This window comes from Sphingobium sp. RS1, assembly GCF_056156825.1.
This window is the reverse complement of sequence record NZ_JBLZXE010000002.1, coordinates 3,569,665-3,589,589: the sequence shown is the minus strand read 5'-3', so window position 1 is coordinate 3,589,589 and position 19,925 is coordinate 3,569,665. Positions and strand designations below refer to the sequence as shown.

At 64.3% G+C, this 19,925-nt stretch carries 16 protein-coding genes and 1 tRNA gene; 13 read left to right on the top strand and 4 right to left on the bottom strand.

Translation table 11 applies throughout. The features are described 5' to 3' along the window. Window positions 1-302 precede the first annotated feature (302 nt). Together ACNHGR_RS19320 and ACNHGR_RS19315 are read left to right on the top strand one after the other, a co-directional pair. On the top strand, window positions 303-1,574 hold the full coding sequence (locus tag ACNHGR_RS19320) for an ammonium transporter (protein WP_475288112.1): 1,272 nt from the start codon (window positions 303-305) through the stop codon (window positions 1,572-1,574). A 3-nt stretch (window positions 1,575-1,577) separates the two neighbouring features. Continuing rightward, window positions 1,578-2,426, top strand: coding sequence for a glycosyltransferase (locus ACNHGR_RS19315; RefSeq protein ID WP_475288111.1), 849 nt, complete (start codon window positions 1,578-1,580; stop codon window positions 2,424-2,426). Here the strand turns inward: ACNHGR_RS19315 and ACNHGR_RS19310 are convergent. Further along, window positions 2,423-3,754: an MFS transporter gene (locus ACNHGR_RS19310; protein ID WP_475288109.1), complete on the bottom strand. Its 1,332-nt coding sequence runs from the start codon at window positions 3,752-3,754 to the stop codon at window positions 2,423-2,425. The two genes, ACNHGR_RS19315 and ACNHGR_RS19310, sit on opposite strands and share 4 nt — an antisense overlap. Window positions 3,755-3,944: 190 nt before the next feature. Here ACNHGR_RS19310 and cyoA point away from each other — a divergent pair, with 190 nt between their 5' ends. The 8 genes from cyoA (at window position 3,945) to ACNHGR_RS19270 (ending at window position 13,314) form a co-directional block, all read left to right on the top strand. Then, window positions 3,945-5,063: a ubiquinol oxidase subunit II gene (cyoA, locus tag ACNHGR_RS19305; RefSeq protein ID WP_475288108.1), complete on the top strand. Its 1,119-nt coding sequence runs from the start codon at window positions 3,945-3,947 to the stop codon at window positions 5,061-5,063. A 5-nt stretch (window positions 5,064-5,068) separates the two neighbouring features. Continuing rightward, entirely contained in the window at window positions 5,069-7,069 is a 2,001-nt protein-coding gene (gene cyoB, locus ACNHGR_RS19300; RefSeq protein WP_184270912.1) for a cytochrome o ubiquinol oxidase subunit I, read from the top strand. 5 nt (window positions 7,070-7,074) lie between these two features. Continuing rightward, complete coding sequence (gene cyoC / locus ACNHGR_RS19295) at window positions 7,075-7,698, top strand: cytochrome o ubiquinol oxidase subunit III (RefSeq protein WP_184270909.1); 624 nt, start codon at window positions 7,075-7,077, stop codon at window positions 7,696-7,698. Then, window positions 7,695-8,141 carry a cytochrome o ubiquinol oxidase subunit IV gene (gene cyoD / locus ACNHGR_RS19290; protein WP_475288105.1) on the top strand — a complete coding sequence of 149 codons (447 nt, stop codon included), beginning with the start codon at window positions 7,695-7,697 and terminating at the stop codon, window positions 8,139-8,141. Before cyoC ends, cyoD begins: the two co-directional genes overlap by 4 nt. After that, window positions 8,138-8,857, top strand: coding sequence for an SURF1 family protein (locus ACNHGR_RS19285; RefSeq protein WP_475288103.1), 720 nt, complete (start codon window positions 8,138-8,140; stop codon window positions 8,855-8,857). Before cyoD ends, ACNHGR_RS19285 begins: the two co-directional genes overlap by 4 nt. Beyond that, entirely contained in the window at window positions 8,854-10,188 is a 1,335-nt protein-coding gene (locus ACNHGR_RS19280) for an ATP-binding protein (protein ID WP_475288101.1), read from the top strand. Before ACNHGR_RS19285 ends, ACNHGR_RS19280 begins: the two co-directional genes overlap by 4 nt. Continuing rightward, on the top strand, window positions 10,178-10,711 hold the full coding sequence (locus tag ACNHGR_RS19275) for a response regulator transcription factor (protein WP_475288099.1): 534 nt from the start codon (window positions 10,178-10,180) through the stop codon (window positions 10,709-10,711). Before ACNHGR_RS19280 ends, ACNHGR_RS19275 begins: the two co-directional genes overlap by 11 nt. A 176-nt stretch (window positions 10,712-10,887) precedes the next feature. Next, window positions 10,888-13,314 (top strand): calcium-binding protein, encoded by a 2,427-nt coding sequence (locus ACNHGR_RS19270; RefSeq protein WP_475288097.1) that lies wholly within the window; start codon window positions 10,888-10,890, stop codon window positions 13,312-13,314. A 7-nt stretch (window positions 13,315-13,321) separates the two neighbouring features. On the opposite strand, the gene ACNHGR_RS19265 is transcribed toward ACNHGR_RS19270, so the two are convergent. Together ACNHGR_RS19265 and ACNHGR_RS19260 are read right to left on the bottom strand one after the other, a co-directional pair. Then, window positions 13,322-13,395: transfer RNA gene (locus ACNHGR_RS19265), tRNA-Gly, on the bottom strand. Between the two features lie 46 nt (window positions 13,396-13,441). Beyond that, complete coding sequence (locus ACNHGR_RS19260) at window positions 13,442-14,353, bottom strand: sugar kinase (RefSeq protein ID WP_475288095.1); 912 nt, start codon at window positions 14,351-14,353, stop codon at window positions 13,442-13,444. Window positions 14,354-14,520: 167 nt separating this feature from the next. Between ACNHGR_RS19260 and ACNHGR_RS19255 the strand changes: the two genes are divergently transcribed. After that, window positions 14,521-16,473: a hybrid sensor histidine kinase/response regulator gene (locus ACNHGR_RS19255; protein ID WP_475288094.1), complete on the top strand. Its 1,953-nt coding sequence runs from the start codon at window positions 14,521-14,523 to the stop codon at window positions 16,471-16,473. Between the two features lie 97 nt (window positions 16,474-16,570). Beyond that, the gene (locus tag ACNHGR_RS19250; protein ID WP_475288092.1) at window positions 16,571-17,500 is read left to right on the top strand and encodes an alpha/beta fold hydrolase; all 930 of its coding nucleotides are present in this window, start codon (window positions 16,571-16,573) and stop codon (window positions 17,498-17,500) included. On the opposite strand, the gene ACNHGR_RS19245 is transcribed toward ACNHGR_RS19250, so the two are convergent. Beyond that, on the bottom strand, window positions 17,456-18,388 hold the full coding sequence (locus ACNHGR_RS19245) for an NAD(P)H-dependent flavin oxidoreductase (protein WP_184270884.1): 933 nt from the start codon (window positions 18,386-18,388) through the stop codon (window positions 17,456-17,458). The two genes, ACNHGR_RS19250 and ACNHGR_RS19245, sit on opposite strands and share 45 nt — an antisense overlap. Window positions 18,389-18,527: 139 nt before the next feature. Here ACNHGR_RS19245 and ACNHGR_RS19240 point away from each other — a divergent pair, with 139 nt between their 5' ends. Beyond that, window positions 18,528-19,586 carry a hypothetical protein gene (locus tag ACNHGR_RS19240; protein WP_475288091.1) on the top strand — a complete coding sequence of 353 codons (1,059 nt, stop codon included), beginning with the start codon at window positions 18,528-18,530 and terminating at the stop codon, window positions 19,584-19,586. The last annotated feature ends 339 nt before the right edge of the window (window positions 19,587-19,925 follow it).

Below are 19,925 nucleotides of genomic sequence, written 5' to 3'. Positions count from 1 at the left end.
TGTGACGTGATGGCGCATGCCTGTGACCCGGGCGGCGCTTCGGTGACGCTTCAGCGAGGTTTCGGGGAAGCGTCGCGAGCGCCTCGGGGGCGCTTCAGGCGCAAAATCCGGGCGACGCTGTGAACTTTGACTGTCGCGTCGGCATGACCGGACATGAGCGCCACGGCCTATCCCTGCCGCGCCAGACATATGCCCTGCCCACGATCATGCCATCGCATTCCCCTTGACCGCCCGTTGCTTATCGAAAACTTTACCAGCCTGCCGCTAGACAGGCCGCGTCCCTGACAGCCGGATTCCCGACCATGCGCCTTGCCCTTGCCTTGCCCTTTCTTGCCGCACTGGCCTTGCCGCAGCCTGCATCGGCGCAGGTGGCCGTCGCCGATAGCGGCGATACCGGCTGGATGATCCTGTGCGCGCTGCTGCTGCTGCTCGCCGCGCTGCCGGGGCTGATGCTGCGCCACGCCGGGCAGGTGAATGTCCGCAACGCCCTGTCGGTCTGTGCGCAGGGGGCCGCGGTCGCCGCCACTGCCACGCTGACCTTCGCGATCGCCGGCTATAGCGTCGCCTATGCGCCGGGCAGTCCTTGGCTGGGCGGCGGGTCCAATCTGCTGCTCGCCAACCTCAGCGCGTTGCGCGACGGGCTGACCGTGCCCGAATCCGCCTTCGTCCTGTTCCAGCTTGCCCTCGCCCTGCTGGCCGCATGCCTGCTGGTCGGCGCGGTGACGGAGCGAGTGCGGATCGGCTGGTGGATCGCCTTCACTCCGCTCTGGCTGTTGCTGGTCTATGCCCCGGTCACCCATGCAGTCTGGGGCGGCGGCTGGCTTGCGGATCTGGGCGTCATGGATTTTGCCGGCGGGCTGGTGCTGCACGGCACGGCGGGCTTCTCCGCCCTCGCCCTCGCCCTGATCGCCGGTGCGCGGCGGGAACCTTCGGACCCCGGCCATACGCCGCTGCTCAGCATGGCGGGTGGCGCATTGCTGTGGATCGGCCTGTCGGGCGCGGTCGGCGGCTGGGCGCTGGGCGCGACTGATGATGCCGCGACCGCCATCCTGAACCATCTTTTCGCCGCCTGCGCCGCCGCGCTGGGCTGGGGCCTGCTCGACAAACTGCTCGGCGCCCGGACCCGCGCCACCGGAATCCTGTCCGGCGCACTGGCCGGCGTCGCCGCCATTTCCGCCTGCGCCGCTTTGGTCGGCACTGGCGGGGCGATGCTGATCGGCCTGATCGCCGCCATCGTCGCCCGCACCGGCGCCGCGATCGTCGCGGGCAAGGTCGACGACAGCGCCGGGGTCTTCGCCATTCATGGCCTTGGCGGCCTGACCGGCACGCTATTGCTGCCCTTCTTTGTCCTGCCGCTGATGGGCGGGGTAGGCTTCGACGCCAATATCAGCCTGACCGGTGCGCTGACATCGCAGGCGATCGGCCTCATCATCGTCGCGCTCTGGGCCATGGTCGGCAGCGCGATCGCGGCGCTGATCGTGTCCGTCGTCATTCCGATGCGGGTCAGCGCGCAGGAGGAATCGGACGGGCTGGACGCCAGCCAGCATGGCCAGCAGGGCTGGGATTTCCGCTGATCCATGGGCGTCGCCGTTGCCATCTTCGCCCATCAGGAAGAGCGCCGGATCGCCCTCTGCCTCGCCTCCATCCCGCTCGACCGGCCGGACACGATCTTTCATGTGCTGGTGAACGGCACCACGGACGACACCGTCGCCCGCGCTCGCGCTGCAGCCACGGATCGCCCCCATGTCATCGTCCATGACATCAAGGCCGGCGGCAAGTCGCGGACCTGGAACCATATGGTCCATGATCTGCTGACCGGCGATGAGGATGCGGTGATCTTCATGGACGGCGACGCGGAAATCGCGCCCGGATCATTCGACGCGCTGCTGGCCGATCTGGCCGCTCATCCGGATGCAAACGCCGCCGCCGGCATGCCGATGAACGGCCGTATGGTGGAAACCTATCGTCAGGGACTGCGCGACGAGGGCGGGCTGTTCGGCGATCTTTACGCCCTGTCAGGCCGTTTCGTCGCGGCGATCCGTCAGCATGGCCTGCGCCTGCCGGAGGATCTGATCGGCGACGACGGGCTGGTCGCGGCCTGGGCGCATACCGACATCAAGGACGACAGCCATTGGGCGCATGGCCGGGTGCTGGCTTGCGAAGGCGCGGGATTCATCGCGGAGCAGGTGAGCCTCGCCCGCCCCTCGACCTGGCGCATGCAGTATAAGCGACTGATCAACTATTCGGTGCGCTTCTACCAGAACCGCATCGTGTCCGACATCATGACGCGCGAGGGGCCGGTGGGCCTCCCCGCGCGTCTGGCTAGTCTTTATGGCGACTGGCTGCCCCGCTGGCGTCCGCGCCCCGGTCTGACCGGATGGTTCGACCGGAAGGCGCTTGCGCGTATGCGGCGCGCCGCGACTTAACGGTCGCGGCCGGCCAGTTCCTTGTTGACGTAGAGCGCGATCATCGTGGCCACCGCACCCGACAGCAGGTAGATGCCCGACGCGGCCAGACCGAACTTCACCGACAGCAGCAGCGCGACCAACGGGGCGAAACCGGCACCGACCAGCCAGGCAAGGTCGGACGTCAGCGCCGAACTGGTATAGCGGGCCTCGGTCGCGAAGTTGGACGCAACGACGCCCGACGACTGGCCGAAGGACAGGCCGAGCAGCATGAAGCCGAGGATCATGAAGGCGACCTCGCCCAGTTCCCCGCCATTCAGCAGCAGCGGCGCCATCAGCGCGAAGATCGCGATGCCCAGCGCCGACCAGCCGAGCAGCGAGCGACGACCGATCTGGTCGGCGATGAAGCCCGACACGACGATGGCGAGCAGGCCGACCGACGCACCGATCATCTCGATGATGAGGAAACGGTCGAGCGGCTGGTCGGTGTAGAGCGCCACCCAGCAGAGCGGGAAGACGGTGACCATGTGGAACAGCGCGAAGCTGGCCAGCGGCGCGAAGGCGCCGATGACGATGTTGCGCCCTTCCTTCTGCAGCGTCGGCAGCACCGGCGAGGGTTGCAGGTCGCGCTGCTCGAACAGCCGTTCGAACTCATGCGTCACCACGATGCGCAGCCGGGCGAACAGCGCCACGACGTTGATCGCAAAGGCAACGAAGAAGGGATAGCGCCAGCCCCAGTCGAGGAAATCGGCTTCCGTCATGTTGAGGATGGAGAAAGCGAACAGGCCGCTCGCCACGATCAACGCCAGCGGCGCGCCAAGCTGCGGCACCATGGCATACCAGCCACGCTGATGCTGCGGCGCATTGAGCGAGAGGAGCGAGGCCAGACCATCCCAAGTCCCGCCCAGCGCAATGCCCTGCGCGGCGCGCAGGATGACCAGCACGACTGCGGCATAGTGGCCAATCGTCTCATATCCAGGTAGGAAGGCGATGGCGACGGTGGAGCTGCCCAGCAGGAACAGGGCGCCCGTCAGCTTCGTCCCCCGGCCATATCGCCGGTCGATCGCCATGAAGATGAGCGATCCGAGCGGCCGGGTCACGAACGCCACGGCAAAGATCGCGAAGGAATAGAGGGTGCCGGTCAGCGCATCCACATAGGGAAAGACCAGGCTGGGAAACACGATCACCGAAGCGATGGCGTAGACGAAGAAATCGAAGAATTCGGAGGTGCGACCGATGATTACTCCGATGGAAATGTCCCCCGGCGCGATCTTTTGGTCGCGCGCATTGATCATGCGCGCATCATCCTCAAGTGGCGTGGAGGTGAAGGCAATGGCCCCAGAACTCATAGACATCCGCTCCTTGGCAAGGCCACCGGTGCGGTTCTTATGTCGTCTGCCAGTGGCCGTGGAATCACAGCATAACAGAAAACGAGCAGAGTCTAAGCAGTATCCCATATCCCAAACATTTTTTGCGTCCGCACACAATTGGACAAATTGCCCACTATCCGACTCTGTGCGGAACCATTAGGCGCGCGCCATGGCTAACCCTCCCTCCCCCAACTGGATCAGGCGTTTGCGCTGGTCCGCTCCGATTCTTGCGGCGCCGCTGGCGGGCTGCAACTGGGTCGTGATGAACCCGTCGGGCGATATTGCGGTGCAGCAGCGCGATCTGATCCTGATCTCGGTCGCGCTGATGCTCCTGATCGTCATCCCCGTCATGGCAATGGTCGTCTGGTTCGCGGTGCGCTATCGCGCCACCAACGAAGCGACCGAAAAGGACTATGATCCGGACTGGGATCACAGCACCAAGCTGGAACTGCTGATCTGGTCGGCGCCCCTGCTCATCATCATCGCGCTGGGCGCCTTGACCTGGGTGAGCACGCACAAGCTGGACCCCTATCGTCCGCTCGACCGGATCGACGCCACGACGGCAATCGACCCCAAGGTCAAGCCGCTGACGGTGCAGGTCGTCGCGCTCGACTGGAAATGGCTCTTCATCTACCCGGACCTCGGCATCGCCACCGTCAATGAACTGGCGCTGCCGACCAACGTGCCGGTCCGCTTCGACATCACCGCGTCGACCGTCATGAACAGCTTCTACATTCCCGAACTGGCCGGCCAGATCTACGCCATGCCCGGCATGAAGACGCAGTTGCACGCCGTCGCCAACAAGCCGGCCAAGGGTGTCGGCTTCTCCGCCAACTATTCGGGCGCCGGCTTCACCCATATGCGCTTTGGCTATCAGTCGCTGGACCAGGCCGGTTTCGATGCCTGGGTCGCCAAGGTGAAGGCCAGCCAGACCGCGCTGGACCGCACCGTCTATCAGACGCTGGCCAAGCCGTCCGAAAAGGCGCCTGTCGCCTATTTCGGCACCAGCGAAGCCAATCTGTTCGATGCCGTCGTCAACCTGTGCGTCAAGCCGGGCCAGCGCTGCATGAAGGACCTGATGCACATCGACCAGATGGGCGGCGCCGGCAAGGAATCGGCCCACGACACCAAGGGGCTGCAATATGACTTCCCCAACAGCCATGTGATCGACCAGGAAGACCGGAACAAGGGCCAGCAGACGGCCCCCGACGCGCCCGGCGCGTCGAATGCTCCGGCTGCGGATCACTCCTCTCACAGCGGCGCTGACGCGCACGCGCAGCATCGGTAAGGCCCATGACTGGCACAATGACAACAGCACAGATGATCTTCGGTCGTCTGACATGGGACAGCTTCCCATGGCATGAGCCCATCGTCGTCGCGACATTCTGCGCGGTGGTGCTGGGCGGCGCGGCGCTGGTCGCAGCGCTCACCTATTTCAAGCTCTGGGGCTATCTCTGGAAAGAGTGGTTCACCAGCGTCGATCACAAGAAGATCGGCATCATGTATATGGTGCTGGGCCTCATCATGTTCCTGCGCGGCTTTGCCGACGCCATCATGATGCGCCTCCAGCAGGCGCTCGCCTTCAACGGGTCCGAGGGCTATCTCAACGCCCATCATTATGACCAGGTGTTCACGGCCCATGGCGTCATCATGATCTTCTTCGTGGCGATGCCGTTCATCACCGGTCTGATGAACTATATCGTCCCGCTCCAGATCGGCGCGCGCGACGTCAGCTTCCCCTTCCTGAACAATTTCTCGTTCTGGATGACCACGGGGGGCGCGGTGCTGGTAATGGCCTCGCTGTTCCTGGGCGAATTCGCCCAGACCGGCTGGCTCGCCTATCCACCGCTGTCGGGGATCGACTATAGCCCGGCCACGGGTGTCGACTATTATATCTGGGCACTACAGGTGGCCGGTGTCGGCACGACCCTGTCGGGTATCAACCTGATCGCGACCATCGTGAAGATGCGCGCGCCGGGCATGTCGCTGATGAAGATGCCGGTGTTCACCTGGACCTCGCTCTGCGCGAACATCCTGATCGTCGCCTCCTTCCCGATCCTGACCGCCACTTTGGTCCTGCTGTCGCTCGACCGCTATGCCGGCACCAACTTCTTCACGAACGACTTCGGCGGCAACCCGATGATGTACGTGAACCTGATCTGGATCTGGGGTCACCCGGAAGTCTATATCCTCATCCTGCCGCTGTTCGGCGTCTTTTCGGAAGTCACCTCGACCTTCTCGGGCAAGCGCCTGTTCGGCTATACCTCGATGGTCTACGCGACCTGCTGCATCATGGTGCTCTCCTACCTCGTGTGGCTGCACCACTTCTTCACCATGGGCTCGGGTGCCAGCGTCAACAGCTTCTTCGGCATCACGACGATGATCATCTCGATCCCGACGGGTGCGAAGCTCTTCAACTGGCTCTTCACCATGTATCGCGGCCGCGTCCGCTTCGAACTGCCGATGATGTGGACCGTCGCCTTCATGCTGACCTTCACGGTCGGCGGCATGACCGGCGTGATGCTGGCGGTTCCGCCCGCCGACTTCGTGCTGCACAACTCGCTGTTCCTGATCGCGCACTTCCATAACGTGATCATCGGCGGCGTGCTGTTCGGCCTGTTCGCTGCGATCAACTACTGGTGGCCCAAGGCGTTCGGTTACAAGCTGAACGAATTCTGGGGCAAGGTCAGCTTCTGGTGCTGGCAGGTCGGCTTCTGGCTCGCCTTCACGCCGCTTTACATCCTTGGCTTCATGGGTGTGACACGTCGTATGCGCGTGTTCGACGATCCGTCGCTCCAGATCTACTTCGTTGTCGCCGCGATCGGCGCTGCCATCGTCGCGGCCGGCATCGGCGCGATGCTCCTCCAGTTCGCCGTCTCCATCTGGAAGCGCGACGAACTCAAGGTCGAAGGCGATCCGTGGGATGGCCGCACCCTGGAATGGGCGACCAGCTCGCCCCCGCCGGAGTATAATTTCGCCTTTACGCCGGTTGTCTATGACGCCGACAGCTGGGCGGACATGAAGCGCAACGGCTATCAGCGTCCGCTGACCGGCTATCAGGCGATCCATATGCCCAGCAGCACCGGCACCGGCGTGATCCTCGCGGGTCTGGCCACGGTCTGCGGCTTCGCCCTGATCTGGTACATGTGGTGGCTGGCGGCGCTCAGCTTCGTCGGCATGATCGGCTTCGCCATCTTCCACACCTTCAACTACAAGCGCGACTTCTACATCCCGGTCGAGGATGTGACGCGCACCGAGGAAGAGCGTACGCGCATCCTCGCGGCGGGAGTCTGACTGACATGAGCAGCGCAACTGCAAGCACGCAGCCTCGGGCATATCATTTGCCCGAGGAACCGCACCTCCACGAAGGCCACAGCACCTCGCTGGGCTTCTGGATGTACCTGATGAGCGATTGCCTCATCTTCGCTATCCTGTTCGCCACCTATGCCGTGCTCGGCGGCAATTTTGCCGGCGGCCCCGGCCCCAAGGATCTGTTCGACCTGCCGCTCGTCGCGATCAACACCGCGATGCTGCTCTTCTCGTCGATCACCTACGGCTTTGCCATGCTGGCGATGGAAAAGAACAAGGTCAGCGCCACCCAGGGCTGGCTGTTCGTCACTTTGCTGTTCGGCGGGGCGTTCCTGTTCATCGAACTCTACGAATTTGCCCACCTCATCCATGAGGGCGCGGGTCCGCAGCGTTCGGCGTTCCTGTCGGCCTTCTTCACGCTGGTCGGCACCCACGGTCTGCACGTCACCTTCGGTTCGATCTGGCTGATCACGCTGATGGTGCAGGTCGCGAAGAAGGGCCTGATCCCGGCCAACAAGCGCCGCCTGATGTGCCTCAGCATGTTCTGGCACTTCCTCGACGTCATCTGGATCGGCGTCTTCACCTTTGTCTATCTGATGGGAGTCCTGCGGTGAGCGACGCTGTCCATCCCCACGACGCCCATGGCCATGGGCACCAGGACGATCATCATGAAGAAGGGTCGCATGGCAGCTTCGGCAGCTACATGATCGGTTTCGGCCTGTCGGTGATCCTGACGGCCATTCCCTTCTGGCTCGTGATGTCCAATGTTCTGGGCGATCCGAAGCTGACCGGCATCATCATCGTCGCCTTCGCGGCTGTGCAGGTGATCGTCCACATGATCTACTTCCTGCACATGAACACCCGCGTCGAAGGCGGCTGGTCGTTCATGGCGATGGCGCTGACGCTGGTCCTGGTCGTCATTGTCCTCGCAGGGTCCACCTGGGTCATGTATCATATGAACAATAATATGATGCCGCACGCAGCCATGGACATGACCGGCGAAATGAGCGCCGGGCATGACATGAACGCCATGGCGAACATGAGCGAAATGCCGTGACAACGGCGGAAACCGGGGGGCGTGGCAAACGCTCCCCGGCCTTCACGATCGGCCTGACGCTGATCGCCCTGATCCTGTTTTCCGGCTTCAGCGCCCTTGGCGCCTGGCAGATCCAGCGACTTGGATGGAAACGCGACCTGATCGCCCGTGTCGATGCCCGCATCCACGCCGCGCCGGTCGCCCCGCCCGCCACCGCCACCAAAGCCGACGAATATCGCCGCGTCGCCCTGACCGGCACTTTCCTCCATGACAAGGCCGCCCTGACACAGGCGGTTACCGTGCGCGGCCCCGGCTTCTGGCTGATGACCCCGCTGCGCGCCGACGATGGTGCGATCACCCTGATCAACCGTGGCTTCGTGCCCAGCCGTACCGCATCCTATCAGCGACCGCAGGGCAAGGTGCAGGTCATCGGCCTGCTGCGCCTGACCGAACCCAATGGCGGCTTCCTGCGCGACAATGACCCAGCCGCCGATCGCTGGCATTCACGCGATGTCGCCGCGATCGCGAACGCCCGCCATCTGACCCGTGCGCGCGACTATTTCATCGACGCACAGCGTGGCCCCTCCCCCACTGCCCTGCCGGTCGGTGGCCTGACCGTCGTCAGCTTCCCCAACAATCATCTGCAATATGCGATCACCTGGTTCGCGCTGGCGGCGATGACCGTGGGCGCCTATATGCTGGTCATGCGCCAGACTGGAAAAGATCGCCGGGCATGACCGCGCCGTCCGCCCGACGCAGGCGCTGGCTGCCCGGCCGGTGGCCCGCCGACGCAGCCGGGCGGCGCAACATGGTGTTGCTGGTGCAATTGCGCTGGATCGCCATTGCCGGCCAGATCGCGACCATCGGCTTCGTGCATTTCGGCATGGATATCCATCTTCCGATCGCTTCCATGCTGGTCGTGCCCTGTATCGCCACGGCGATGAACGGCGGCAGCCTGATGGTGCTGCGGCGACGCACTGACATCACCCATGCAGAGCTGTTCCTGGCGCTGCTGTTCGACGTGTTCGCGCTCACCACCCAACTTTATCTCAGCGGCGGCGCGACCAATCCCTTCGTCTCGCTCTATCTGGTGCAGGTCGCGCTGGGCGCCATGCTGCTGCATCGCTGGAGCGCCTGGGGCATCGTCGCGGTGTCAACGCTGTGCGCGGCGATGCTGGCCTTCATTTACCGACCGCTTGACCTCAGCGAGACGCTGGAAGGCCATTTGTTCGACCTGCATATCGTCGGCACCTGGGTCTGCATCACGATGATCGCCGTGCTGCTGGTGCTGTTCATGACGCGGGTGAATCAAAATCTGCAACAGCGCGAAGCCTATCTGGCACGTCTGCGGCAGCAGGCGGTGGAAGAAGAGCATATCGTCCGCATGGGCCTGCTGGCATCGGGCGCCGCGCATGAACTGGGCACTCCGCTCGCCCAGCTCGCCGTGGTGCTGGGCGACTGGCGGCACATGAAGGAAATCAAAGCGCACCCCGCGCTGGTCGAGGAAGTGGGCGAAATGGAAGCGGCAGTCAAACGCTGCAAGACCATATTGACCGGCATCCTGATGTCGGCCGGCGAAGCACGCGGCGAAGCGCCCGAAGTCACCAATGTCCGCGACTTCATCGACATCATCGCGCGCGACTGGCGCAGTGCCAATCCCGGCATGCCGCTGCGCTGCGATTTCGGCCCGCATGATTATCCGCGCATCATCGCCGATCCGGTGATCCGACAGGCCGTGACCAACCTGCTCGACAATGCGCGGGAAGCCGGTGCCAGCTACATCAACATGATGGTCAGCCGCGACAGCCAGTGGCTGCACATCGCCGTGCGCGACAATGGCCGGGGCTTCGATCCCGCGATGCTGGCCGATGTCGGCAAGCCCTATCGGTCGAGCAAGGGCAAGCAGGGCGGCGGCCTCGGCCTCTTCCTCGTGGTCAATGTCGTGCGCAAGCTGGGCGGCCGGGTGGATGCCAGCAATGGCGCGGAGGGCGGCGCCATGGTCCAGTTGCGCCTGCCGCTCGCCACGCTGGCCATGGAGGAAGAACAGGAGACGCCGGATGACGCATGAGCGGCAATTGCTGATCGTCGAGGATGACGAAAGTTTCGCCCGGACGCTCAAGCGCTCCTTTGAGCGGCGCGATTATGATGTCCTGCTCGCTGACAGCCTGGAGGCGGTGACGGCGCTGCTGGCCGAGCATCGGCCCGGCTTTGCCGTGGTCGACCTGAAGCTGGGTCCGCAATCCGGCCTCGCCTGCGTCCAGGCGCTCCATGCCCATGATCCCGCAATGCTGATCGTGGTGCTGACCGGCTTTGCCAGCATCGCCACGGCGGTCGAGGCGATCAAGCTGGGCGCGACCAACTATCTGGCCAAGCCGTCCAACACCGATGATATCGAAGCCGCCTTCGCCCGTGCCGGCGGCGATCCCGAAACCCCGCTCGCACCCCGGCCGACGTCGATCAAGACGCTGGAATGGGAACATATCCATGAAGTGCTGAAGGACAGCGACTTCAACATTTCCGAAGCCGCACGGCGCCTGGGCATGCACCGCCGCACCCTCGCCCGCAAGCTGGCCAAGCGGCAGGTGGGGTAAGTCAACCTTGCCAATCGATTGCCTTGCACGATGACAGTCAAAGTATAAATCCATGATTATCATGGATATTTGCTTATTCTGAAGCTATTCATTCTAGAAATAGAGTGACGATTTCTTGCCGCATTGGCAGGCATCGTCTATTGTCGACGCCATAATAATCCCGGCAGGAGGGGATGATGGCAGGCTCTATCAGCTACTGGATCACGGTCGATCGTGATTCAGGCACTTTCGACATGGCTATCGACTATTATGTCCCCGGCTATAATGATCCGGAAACCGGGGAATCCTTCTACGAAACCAGCTGGAACTATTATTTCGCCGACCAGAATGGCGGCGGTGGTACTGGCGGCTATGGCTGGGATTCCGGCTTCGCCGTCGCCTATATCGGTTTCCCCGGCGGCGAGGATGTGTCCGACGGGACGCTCAGCTTCACTGCGATGAACAGCTTCAGCGGCGAGTCGGTCAGCATGAGCTGGCACATCCTCAACGCCGGCATCGCCCAGGGAAACAAGAGCATCGTCGGGACCGCCGACATGGACATCATCCTGTCCGGCTATGGCGCCGACTATCTTTGGGGCGGCGATGGCGACGATTTTCTCGACGCGGGCAGCGGCAGCGATCATCTCTATGGCGGCGCCGGCAATGACTGGCTGGATGGCGGCCTTGGCGCGGACCGGATGAGCGGCGGCGCCGGCAACGACATCTATTTCGTCAACAGCGTGAACGACCGGGTGGTCGAAGTGGACGATGCCGGCATCGACTTCGTCGTTTCATCGGTCAGCTACACGCTCAGCCCCTTCGTGGAGGCCCTGGCACTGGACGGGTTCAACGCCCGCAACGGCACCGGCAACGCACAGGACAACCGGATCGATGCCAATGACATGGCCAATATCCTGTCCGGGCTAGGCGGCAATGATGCGCTGTTCGGCTATGGCGGGGACGACCATCTGATCGGCGGCAACGGCATGGACTTGCTCGACGGTGGTGCAGGCGAAGATCGGCTGGAAGGCGGCAATGGCGATGACAGCTATGTCGTGGATACTATAGGCGATCAGGTGATCGAACTGGCCGATGGCGGCATCGACGAGGTCCGCGTGTTCGGCCCTGACAGCTACACGCTTGCCGATCATGTCGAAAATCTCACCAATGTCGGCGACGCAGAGGAATTTCGCGGCACCGGCAACAGCCTTGCCAATAGCCTGATCGGCGGCGTCCGCACCGATATTTTGCGCGGCATGGCAGGCGACGACATACTCTGGGGCTATGATGGCGACGACCTGTTGCTGGGCGGCACCGGCGCGGACGCACTGATCGGCGGAAACGGCGCCGATATGGCCAGTTATGCCGGCGCCGCATCGGCCGTTTCAGCCAGCCTGACCACCGGCCTTGGCACCCGTGGCGAGGCAGCGGGCGACAGCTATGATTCGATCGAAGGGCTGATCGGCAGCAACCATAATGATGTGCTGACCGGCGATGCGCAGGCCAACAGGCTGATCGGTGGTGGCGGCAACGACATTTTGCGGGGCAGTGCCGGGCGCGACTGGCTGATCGGTGGCGCCGGCGCGGACATGTTGGATGGCGGCCGGGACGGTGACGGCGTCAGCTATGCCGGATCGACCGGTGCCGTGCATGTCGATCTGCAAGCCCATAGCGCCTGGGGCGGCGATGCCGATGGCGACACGCTGATAAGCTTCGTACATGCCGAGGGAAGCGACGGCGACGATGTGCTGGTGGGCAGTGGCGGCGGAAACCTGCTGATCGGCGGGTTGGGCAATGATCAACTGGACGGTGCGGACGGCAACGATATTCTGCGCGGCGGCAGCGGCGCGGACCTGTTGCTGGGCGGCGACGGGATCGACACGCTCGACTATGGCGGATCGGCGGCGCGCGTTGTCGTCAACCTCACCACTGGCGTCGCAACCGGCGGCGATGCCGCGGGTGACAGTTTCAGCGGCATGGAACGGATCATCGGCAGCAGCTTCGGCGACAGCCTGACCGGCGATGGGCAGGCCAACAAGCTGACCGGCGGCGATGGCGACGATTTGCTGCGCGGCGGCGGCGGCAACGACATCATCATCGGCGGTCGCGGTGCTGACGAGATGCACGGTGGCAACGGCGCCGACCTGCTCAGCTATGAAGGGTCGCAGGACTGGGTGTCGATCCACCTCGACCTTGGCTGGTCCTATGGGGTGGACGGTAGCGGCGACAGTTTCACCGGCTTCGAACATGCCCGCGGCAGTGAAGTGAGCGACGCCATCTACGGCAATGCCGGAAACAACCGCCTTTATGGCGGGGGCGGCGGCGACTATCTGGACAGCGGCGCCGGCGACGACCGCCTCTATGGCGAGGATGGTGACGACGCCTTCCTCTTCTGGACCGGGTCCGGTCAGGTCCGCGTCATGGACTTCACCGCCGGCGACGCTGTGGCGGAGGATCGCATCCTGCTGACCATGGGAGAGGCATATGACAGCTTCGCCGAAGTGATGGCCGTGGCGACCATGGACGGCGCCGACACCCGCTTCGATTTCGGCGATGGCCATATCCTGATCCTGACCGGCGTCGACAAGACGGCCCTGGTCAGTTCGGACTTCGTGTTTAGTTGAGAGAAAATGGAGCGGGTGAGGGGAATCGAACCCCCGTCGTCAGCTTGGGAAGCTGCTGCTCTACCATTGAGCTACACCCGCGTCTGACCTGCCCATGGCGCATGCCATGGGCGGCTGTCAACTCGGATCAGCCATAGGGCGCATCCGCGTCGCGCGCCGGGATGGCGCCACGCCGGCCGATATTCCACCCGGCCAGCCGATGCCCCGCCAGCGCCGCATCGCGCGGACTGGCGCCGGCAAGGCGTGCATGGACATAGCCACCGTTGAAAGCGTCCCCTGCCCCGCTCGAATCGATCACCTCAACTTGCTGCGGGATCGGAACGATCTCGCCGACCACCAGACAGCCGTCCCCGCCCAGCTTGACCACGACATCCTTTCCCGCGCCTGCGCCCCAGCGCGCGGCGGCATCCTGCGCATCGTCCGCCTCGCCCATCTCGACTTCGTCGGCCAACGTAGGCAGGCCCATGTCGCTGACCGCAATCGCCCGGTCGCGCCAGTGGCGCGCGGTCGCCGCATCGTCCCACAGCCGGGCGCGATAATTGCCGTCGAAGGCAATCCTGCCGCCATTGGCCCTGACCTGCGCGCACAGGTCCAGCAACGCCTCCCGTCCCGCATCAGGCAGGATCGCCAGCGTGATGAGCGAGAAATAGAGCAGGTCGGATTGCGCCGCCTGCCCCACCATGCCCGGGCTTTCGGGGAAATCGAACATGCGCCGGGCCGCTGCCTCGCTGCGCCAATAATGGAAGCTGCGTTCGCCGGTCGTATCCGTCTCGATCGCATAAAGGCCGGGCAGACGCCCCTGCGCCGCGATCACCAGCGACGTATCGACGCCTTCGGCCTCCCACTGGCCCAGCAGTTGCGCGCTCATTGGATCTGCGCCCAGCGCGCTGGCGAGACGGACCTTGTCCCCCGCGCGGGCCAGATGAATCGCCGTGTTGATGACGTCGCCGCCATAGCGCAGATTCCAGCCGTCACCCTCGCCGCGGCTCAGTTCCAGCATCGCTTCCCCAATGACCGTGATCGTCGCCTTCGTCGCCATGCCTGCTCCGCTCCCAATGCAGCCGGCGTCGTGGGCAGAGCGCGCCACCAAGTCAAGGGGACAGCCCCAAAAGGCACGACATGACGCCATGGAACGTTTGCGCGGCGCCGCCGTTTTGCCGATGGCAAGGGGGAGCAGCCGTCAACGGCGCTCGATTCGGGGACGCTATGATTACCGCCAACAGCCAAGAACCTGGCAATCGCTTCGAACTGCTGGTCCAGAGCGTCACCGACTATGCCATCTTCATGCTCGACACCAACGGCATCGTTGCCAGCTGGAACGCGGGCGCGCGCCGTTTCAAGGGCTATGAAGCCGACGAGATTATCGGCGAGCATTTTTCCCGCTTCTACACGGCCGAGGATCAGGCGGCCGGCATCCCCGCCCAGGCGCTGCTGACCGCGGAACGGGTGGGCAGGTTCGAGGCGGAAGGCTGGCGCGTGCGCAAGGATGGCGGGCGCTTCTGGGCCAATGTGGTGATCGACCCGATCCGCGCGCCCGATGGACAATTGCTGGGCTTTGCCAAGGTGACGCGCGACCTGACCGAGCGCCGCGCCGCGCAGGAAGCGCTGCGCGAAAGCGAGGAACGGTTCCGGCTGCTGGTACAAAGCGTCACAGACTATGCCATCTATATGCTGGACCCGGTCGGCACGATCACCAGCTGGAATATGGGGGCGCAGCGGTTCAAGGGCTATCGCGCCGAAGAGATAGTCGGCCAGAATTTCGCCCGCTTCTACAGCGAGGAGGATCGGCTGGCCGGCCTCCCCTCGCGCGCGCTCCATACGGCCGAAACGACGGGTCGGTTCGAAGCGGAAGGGTGGCGCATCCGCAAGGATGGGTCGCGATTCTGGGCGGGCGTGGTGATCGACCCGATCCGCACGCCCGACGGGCAATTGCTCGGCTTTGCCAAGATCACGCGCGACCTGACCGAACGGCGCGAGACGCAGCGCGCGCTGGACGAAGCCCGCGACGCCATCGTCCAGACGCAAAAGATGGACGCGATCGGCAAATTGACTGGCGGCGTCGCGCATGACTTCAACAATCTGCTGGCGGTGATCGTCGGCAGCCTGGACCTGGCGCGGCAGAAGCTGGCGAGCGGCGGCGACATCAGCCGCTATCTCGACAATGCGATGACGGCGGCGGATCGCGGCGCGACGCTGACCCAGCGCATGCTGGCCTTTGCCCGCAAGCAGGAATTGAAGCTGCAAAGCGTCGATTGCATCGCGCTGGTACAGGGCATGGCCGAACTGTTCCGCACGACACTGGGCACGGCGGCGGCGATCGATACGCGTTTTCCGCTGGTGATGCGCGCGGCCCATGCCGACGCGGCGCAACTGGAACTGGCCCTGCTCAATCTGGCGGTCAATGCGCGCGATGCCATGCCCGATGGCGGGCGGATCGTCGTCGAAGCGACCGAAGTGCCCGTGGCACGGGGGGAACGGCCAGACCTTGGCGCCGGTGCCTATATCCGCCTGTCCGTGATCGATGAAGGCGAAGGCATGGACGCCGCCACGCTGGAACGGGCACGCGAACCCTTCTTCACCACCAAGGGCGTGGGCAAGGGCACCGGCCTTGGTCTGTCGATGGTGCATGGCTTTGCGCAGCAATGCGGGGGATCGCTGACCCTGACGAGCGCCCCCGGACAGGGAACGACGGTGTCGCTCTGGTTGCCGGTGGCACAGGCGGATGACGATGGACTGCCGATTGCCAGCATCAGCGAAGAGCCCGTCGACAGCGACACGCCGCTGGTCATTTTGGCGGTGGATGACGATGATCTGGTGCTGATGAACACAGCCGGGATGCTGGAAGAACTGGGCCATACCGTGTTCCAGGCATCGTCCGGCGCGGATGCGCTGCGCCTGCTGGAACAGGGCCGCGTCGACCTGATCGTCACCGACCATGCGATGCCCGGCATGACCGGTGCGCAACTGGCCGATGCGATCGAGGAAAGGCTGCCCGGCCTGCCCGTCATCGTCATCACCGGCTTTGCCGAATTGCCGCCCCATGCGTCCCGGCGCCCCCGTCTGGACAAGCCGTTCAGGCAGGCCGATCTCGCCCATATCGTCAACAGCACCATGCAGGCAATGCCCGCCAGCCCGGGGATAATACTTCGCGACTGCTGAGGCTATTTTTCAGCAATCGATGCGAAATATTGGAAAAGCTGCATTTTTTCGTCGCTCTTTGCTTGCAACATCGCGGCAGTTCGCCAATGGGGTCTTTATGCAGGACCGCCTGGACAAATCGCCCGCCCCGACGCCGACTTCGCATTTCTTCACATCGTTGCGGACTCGGTTGCATTATCTCGACTGGGGCAATCCGTCCGCGCCCACGCTGATCCTGGTGCATGGCGGGTTCGACCATGCGCGCAGCTGGGACTGGACGGCGCGCGCGCTGTCGCGGGACTATCATGTCATCACCCCCGACCTGCGCGGGCATGGTGACAGCGGCTGGTCGGCCGACGGCGCCTATATGATGGCCAATTATGTCTATGACCTGGCACAGCTGGTAGACCTGCTCGACCGGCCGCCGGTCACCATCGTGGGGCATTCGCTGGGCGGCGCGATCAGCCTGCGTTATGCCGGGCTGTTTCCCGACCGGATACGCAAGCTCGTCGCGATCGAAGGGCTGGGCCTGTCCCCGCAACGCTTGCAGGAGAAGGCGGAACAGCCCGCACCCGACCTGTGGCGCGAATGGATCGACGGGCGCCGTGCCAGCGCCCGGCGGACGCCGCGCCGCTATCCCACGATCGAGGCGGCGATCGGGCGCATGCGCGAACGCAACGAGCATCTGACCGTGGAGCAGGCGCTCCATCTGACCAGCCATGGCGTCAACCGCAACGAGGATGGCAGCTATAGCTGGAAATTCGACCCCTATCTGAAGGGCATGGCGCCGCAGGCGGGCAGCGACGACGAACTGCCGGCCTTCTGGCAGCGGATCACCTGCCCTACCCTGCTGTGCCTGGGCCTCGACAGCTGGGCGTCCAACCCGGAAAAGGACGGGCGCATCGGCCATTTCCGCGACGCCCGGCTGGTCGAGTTCGCCGACGCCGGCCACTGGCTGCACCACGACCAGTTCGACCGCTTCATCGGCGAACTGCGCCTGTTCCTAAAGGGTGAAGCCGGCGACAGCCGCACGGTAGTCCGCCTTTAACCCGGCGATGAAATCGGCGGTCGGCTGCACCTTGTCGACCGCGCCGATGCCCTGACCGCAGCCCCACACGTCACGCCACGCCTTTTTCTCGCCCCCGGTCATGGCGGCGAAATCCATGTCCTTCGCCTTGGGCAGCGCATCGGGGTCCAGCCCCGACGCGACGATGCTGGGGCGCAGATAATTGCCGTGTACGCCGGTGAAGACGTCCGAATAGACGATGTCGGCGGCATGGCTGTCCACGATCATTTGCTTATAGGCGGGATCGGCATTGGCCTCCGCCGTGGCGATGAAGGGCGATCCCATATAGCCAAGGTCCGCCCCCATCATCCGTGCCGCCGCGATCGCGCGCCCGGTGGCGATGGAGCCCGACAGGGCCAGCGGCCCGTCGAACCACTGGCGGATTTCCTGGATCAGGGCGAAGGGCGACAGGGTGCCGGCATGGCCGCCCGCGCCGGCCGCAACCGCGATCAGCCCGTCTGCCCCCTTTTCGATCGCCTTGCGCGCGAACATGTCATTGATGATATCGTGCAGGACGATGCCGCCATAGCTGTGGATCGCCGCATTCACATCCTCCCGCGCGCCGAGCGAGGTGATGACGATCGGCACCCGATATTTGACGCACAGCGCCAGATCCTCCTCCAGACGGGCGTTGGTGCGGTGGACGATCAGGTTGACGGCGAAGGGCGCGTCGGCATCGGTCAGTTCCGCCTGCAACTGCTGCAACCATGTTTCGAACATGCCGGACGGCCGCGCGTTGAGCGAGGGGAAGGCGCCGACGATCCCGGCCCGGCATTGCGCCATGACCAGCGCCGGTTGCGAGATGATGAACATCGGCGATCCGATCAGCGGCAGCGACAGGCGCCCCTCCAGCAAGGTCGGCAGGGTCATGAACGCACGTCTCCTCTCTTCTATCTGTCCCGGCGCTAACATCGGAAGAGCTGCGGAAAAAGGCCAAAATCTACTGTATTGATGTATTAATACAGCAATGCTATAAGCAAGGTTCCACACAGTGCCGGGAGCCGGGACGATGTATAGCGAGAGCGATCTACAGGATGCCGTAGCGGCGGGCGCAATCCGCCCCGAAGCGGCACAGGCGTTGCGCGATCATGTGGCGGGGCTGCGCGCCACGCCGCTGGTCGATGAAGAACATTTCCGGCTGCTGACCGGCTTCAACGACATCTTCGTGGCGATCGCCAGCGTCATCCTGCTGGTCGCGGTCGGATGGCTGGGCAACAGCGTGCGATTCGGCGCGCTGGACCATCAGCCGGTCTTCATGTCGGGCCTGCTGGTCGCCGCCGTCAGTTGGGGCCTGGCCGAATATTTCACGAAGGCGCGGCGCATGGCGCTGCCCTCCATCCTGCTGCTTGCCGCTTTCGTCGGCGGCAGCGCCTTTGCCGTGGGTGCGATCGGCATCCAGATCTTTCCCGGCGCGGGCGACAGTCTGGCGTCGATGATCCTGTGCGTCGCCGCCGCCGCCGGGGTGCTCGCCGCCTGGCTGCACTGGCGCCGTTTCATGGTGCCGATCACCGTCGCGGTCGGCGCGGCGGCTGCGGCCGGCATGGCCGTGACGCTGGTGCTGGCCGCCGTGCCCGACAATGACACGCTGCCCTTCCTGCTGCTGCTGGCCGCCGGCCTCGCCATCTTCGCGCTCGCGATGACATGGGACATGAGCGACCGGGCGCGGACCACGCGGCGATCCGACGTCGCCTTCTGGCTGCACCTCGCCGCCGCGCCGATGATCGCCCATTCGCTGTTTCACCTGCTCGGCGTGCTGGATGCCGAACAGATCAGCGCCGGCCGCGCGGTGCTGGTGGTCGCCCTCTATGTCGCCTTCGGGTTGGTGGCGCTGGCGATCGACCGGCGCGCATTGCTGGTGTCCAGCCTCGCTTATGTCCTTTTTGCGCTGTACGCCCTGTTCCGGCAGGCGGGCGCAGTGGAACTGTCGTGGGCGCTGACTGCGCTGGTAATCGGATCGGCGCTGCTGCTGCTCTCCGCCCTGTGGCACCATGCCCGCGCCTGGATCGTCCATGGCCTGCCCGATACCGTGACGCAGCGGCTGCCTTATCTGGACCGGGCGGCGGCGTAAGCACCAGCGAGGCAGGCTACGGGTCATCATCGGATCAGGCCGGCGAAGTTCATACCGTCGCTGGCCTGTTTCTTGCGGGGGATTTTGGCCATAACGCGCCGCCAAAGCGCGCATGACGCACCCCCGAAGCACTCGCGACGCGCCCCTTCCAACAGGACCATAGGCCTGCCGCGCGATGCCGACGCGCGGGTTGGGGCATTTGCGCAAGGCGATGAAGGGTGGCTGCGGATCGATCTCATCCGACAGGATAGATCAAAGATTATCCTACATTGGAAGGATGATGGCGGGGTGGTGGAAAGCGACCAGTTTCGGACACCCAACATCCGTTCGGGCTGAGAC

Bases quoted from the DNA above. Each gene is read 5' to 3' on its own strand.
- ACNHGR_RS19320 (WP_475288112.1), top strand. From the start codon at position 303: ATGCGCCTTGCCCTTGCCTTGCCCTTTCTTGCCGCACTGGCCTTGCCG.
- ACNHGR_RS19315 (WP_475288111.1), top strand. From the start codon at position 1,578: ATGGGCGTCGCCGTTGCCATCTTCGCCCATCAGGAAGAGCGCCGGATC.
- ACNHGR_RS19310 (WP_475288109.1), bottom strand. From the start codon at position 3,754: ATGAGTTCTGGGGCCATTGCCTTCACCTCCACGCCACTTGAGGATGAT.
- cyoA (WP_475288108.1), top strand. From the start codon at position 3,945: ATGGCTAACCCTCCCTCCCCCAACTGGATCAGGCGTTTGCGCTGGTCC.
- cyoB (WP_184270912.1), top strand. From the start codon at position 5,069: ATGACTGGCACAATGACAACAGCACAGATGATCTTCGGTCGTCTGACA.
- cyoC (WP_184270909.1), top strand. From the start codon at position 7,075: ATGAGCAGCGCAACTGCAAGCACGCAGCCTCGGGCATATCATTTGCCC.
- ACNHGR_RS19280 (WP_475288101.1), top strand. From the start codon at position 8,854: ATGACCGCGCCGTCCGCCCGACGCAGGCGCTGGCTGCCCGGCCGGTGG.
- ACNHGR_RS19275 (WP_475288099.1), top strand. From the start codon at position 10,178: ATGACGCATGAGCGGCAATTGCTGATCGTCGAGGATGACGAAAGTTTC.
- ACNHGR_RS19270 (WP_475288097.1), top strand. From the start codon at position 10,888: ATGGCAGGCTCTATCAGCTACTGGATCACGGTCGATCGTGATTCAGGC.
- ACNHGR_RS19260 (WP_475288095.1), bottom strand. From the start codon at position 14,353: ATGGCGACGAAGGCGACGATCACGGTCATTGGGGAAGCGATGCTGGAA.
- ACNHGR_RS19255 (WP_475288094.1), top strand. From the start codon at position 14,521: ATGATTACCGCCAACAGCCAAGAACCTGGCAATCGCTTCGAACTGCTG.
- ACNHGR_RS19250 (WP_475288092.1), top strand. From the start codon at position 16,571: ATGCAGGACCGCCTGGACAAATCGCCCGCCCCGACGCCGACTTCGCAT.
- ACNHGR_RS19245 (WP_184270884.1), bottom strand. From the start codon at position 18,388: ATGACCCTGCCGACCTTGCTGGAGGGGCGCCTGTCGCTGCCGCTGATC.
- ACNHGR_RS19240 (WP_475288091.1), top strand. From the start codon at position 18,528: ATGTATAGCGAGAGCGATCTACAGGATGCCGTAGCGGCGGGCGCAATC.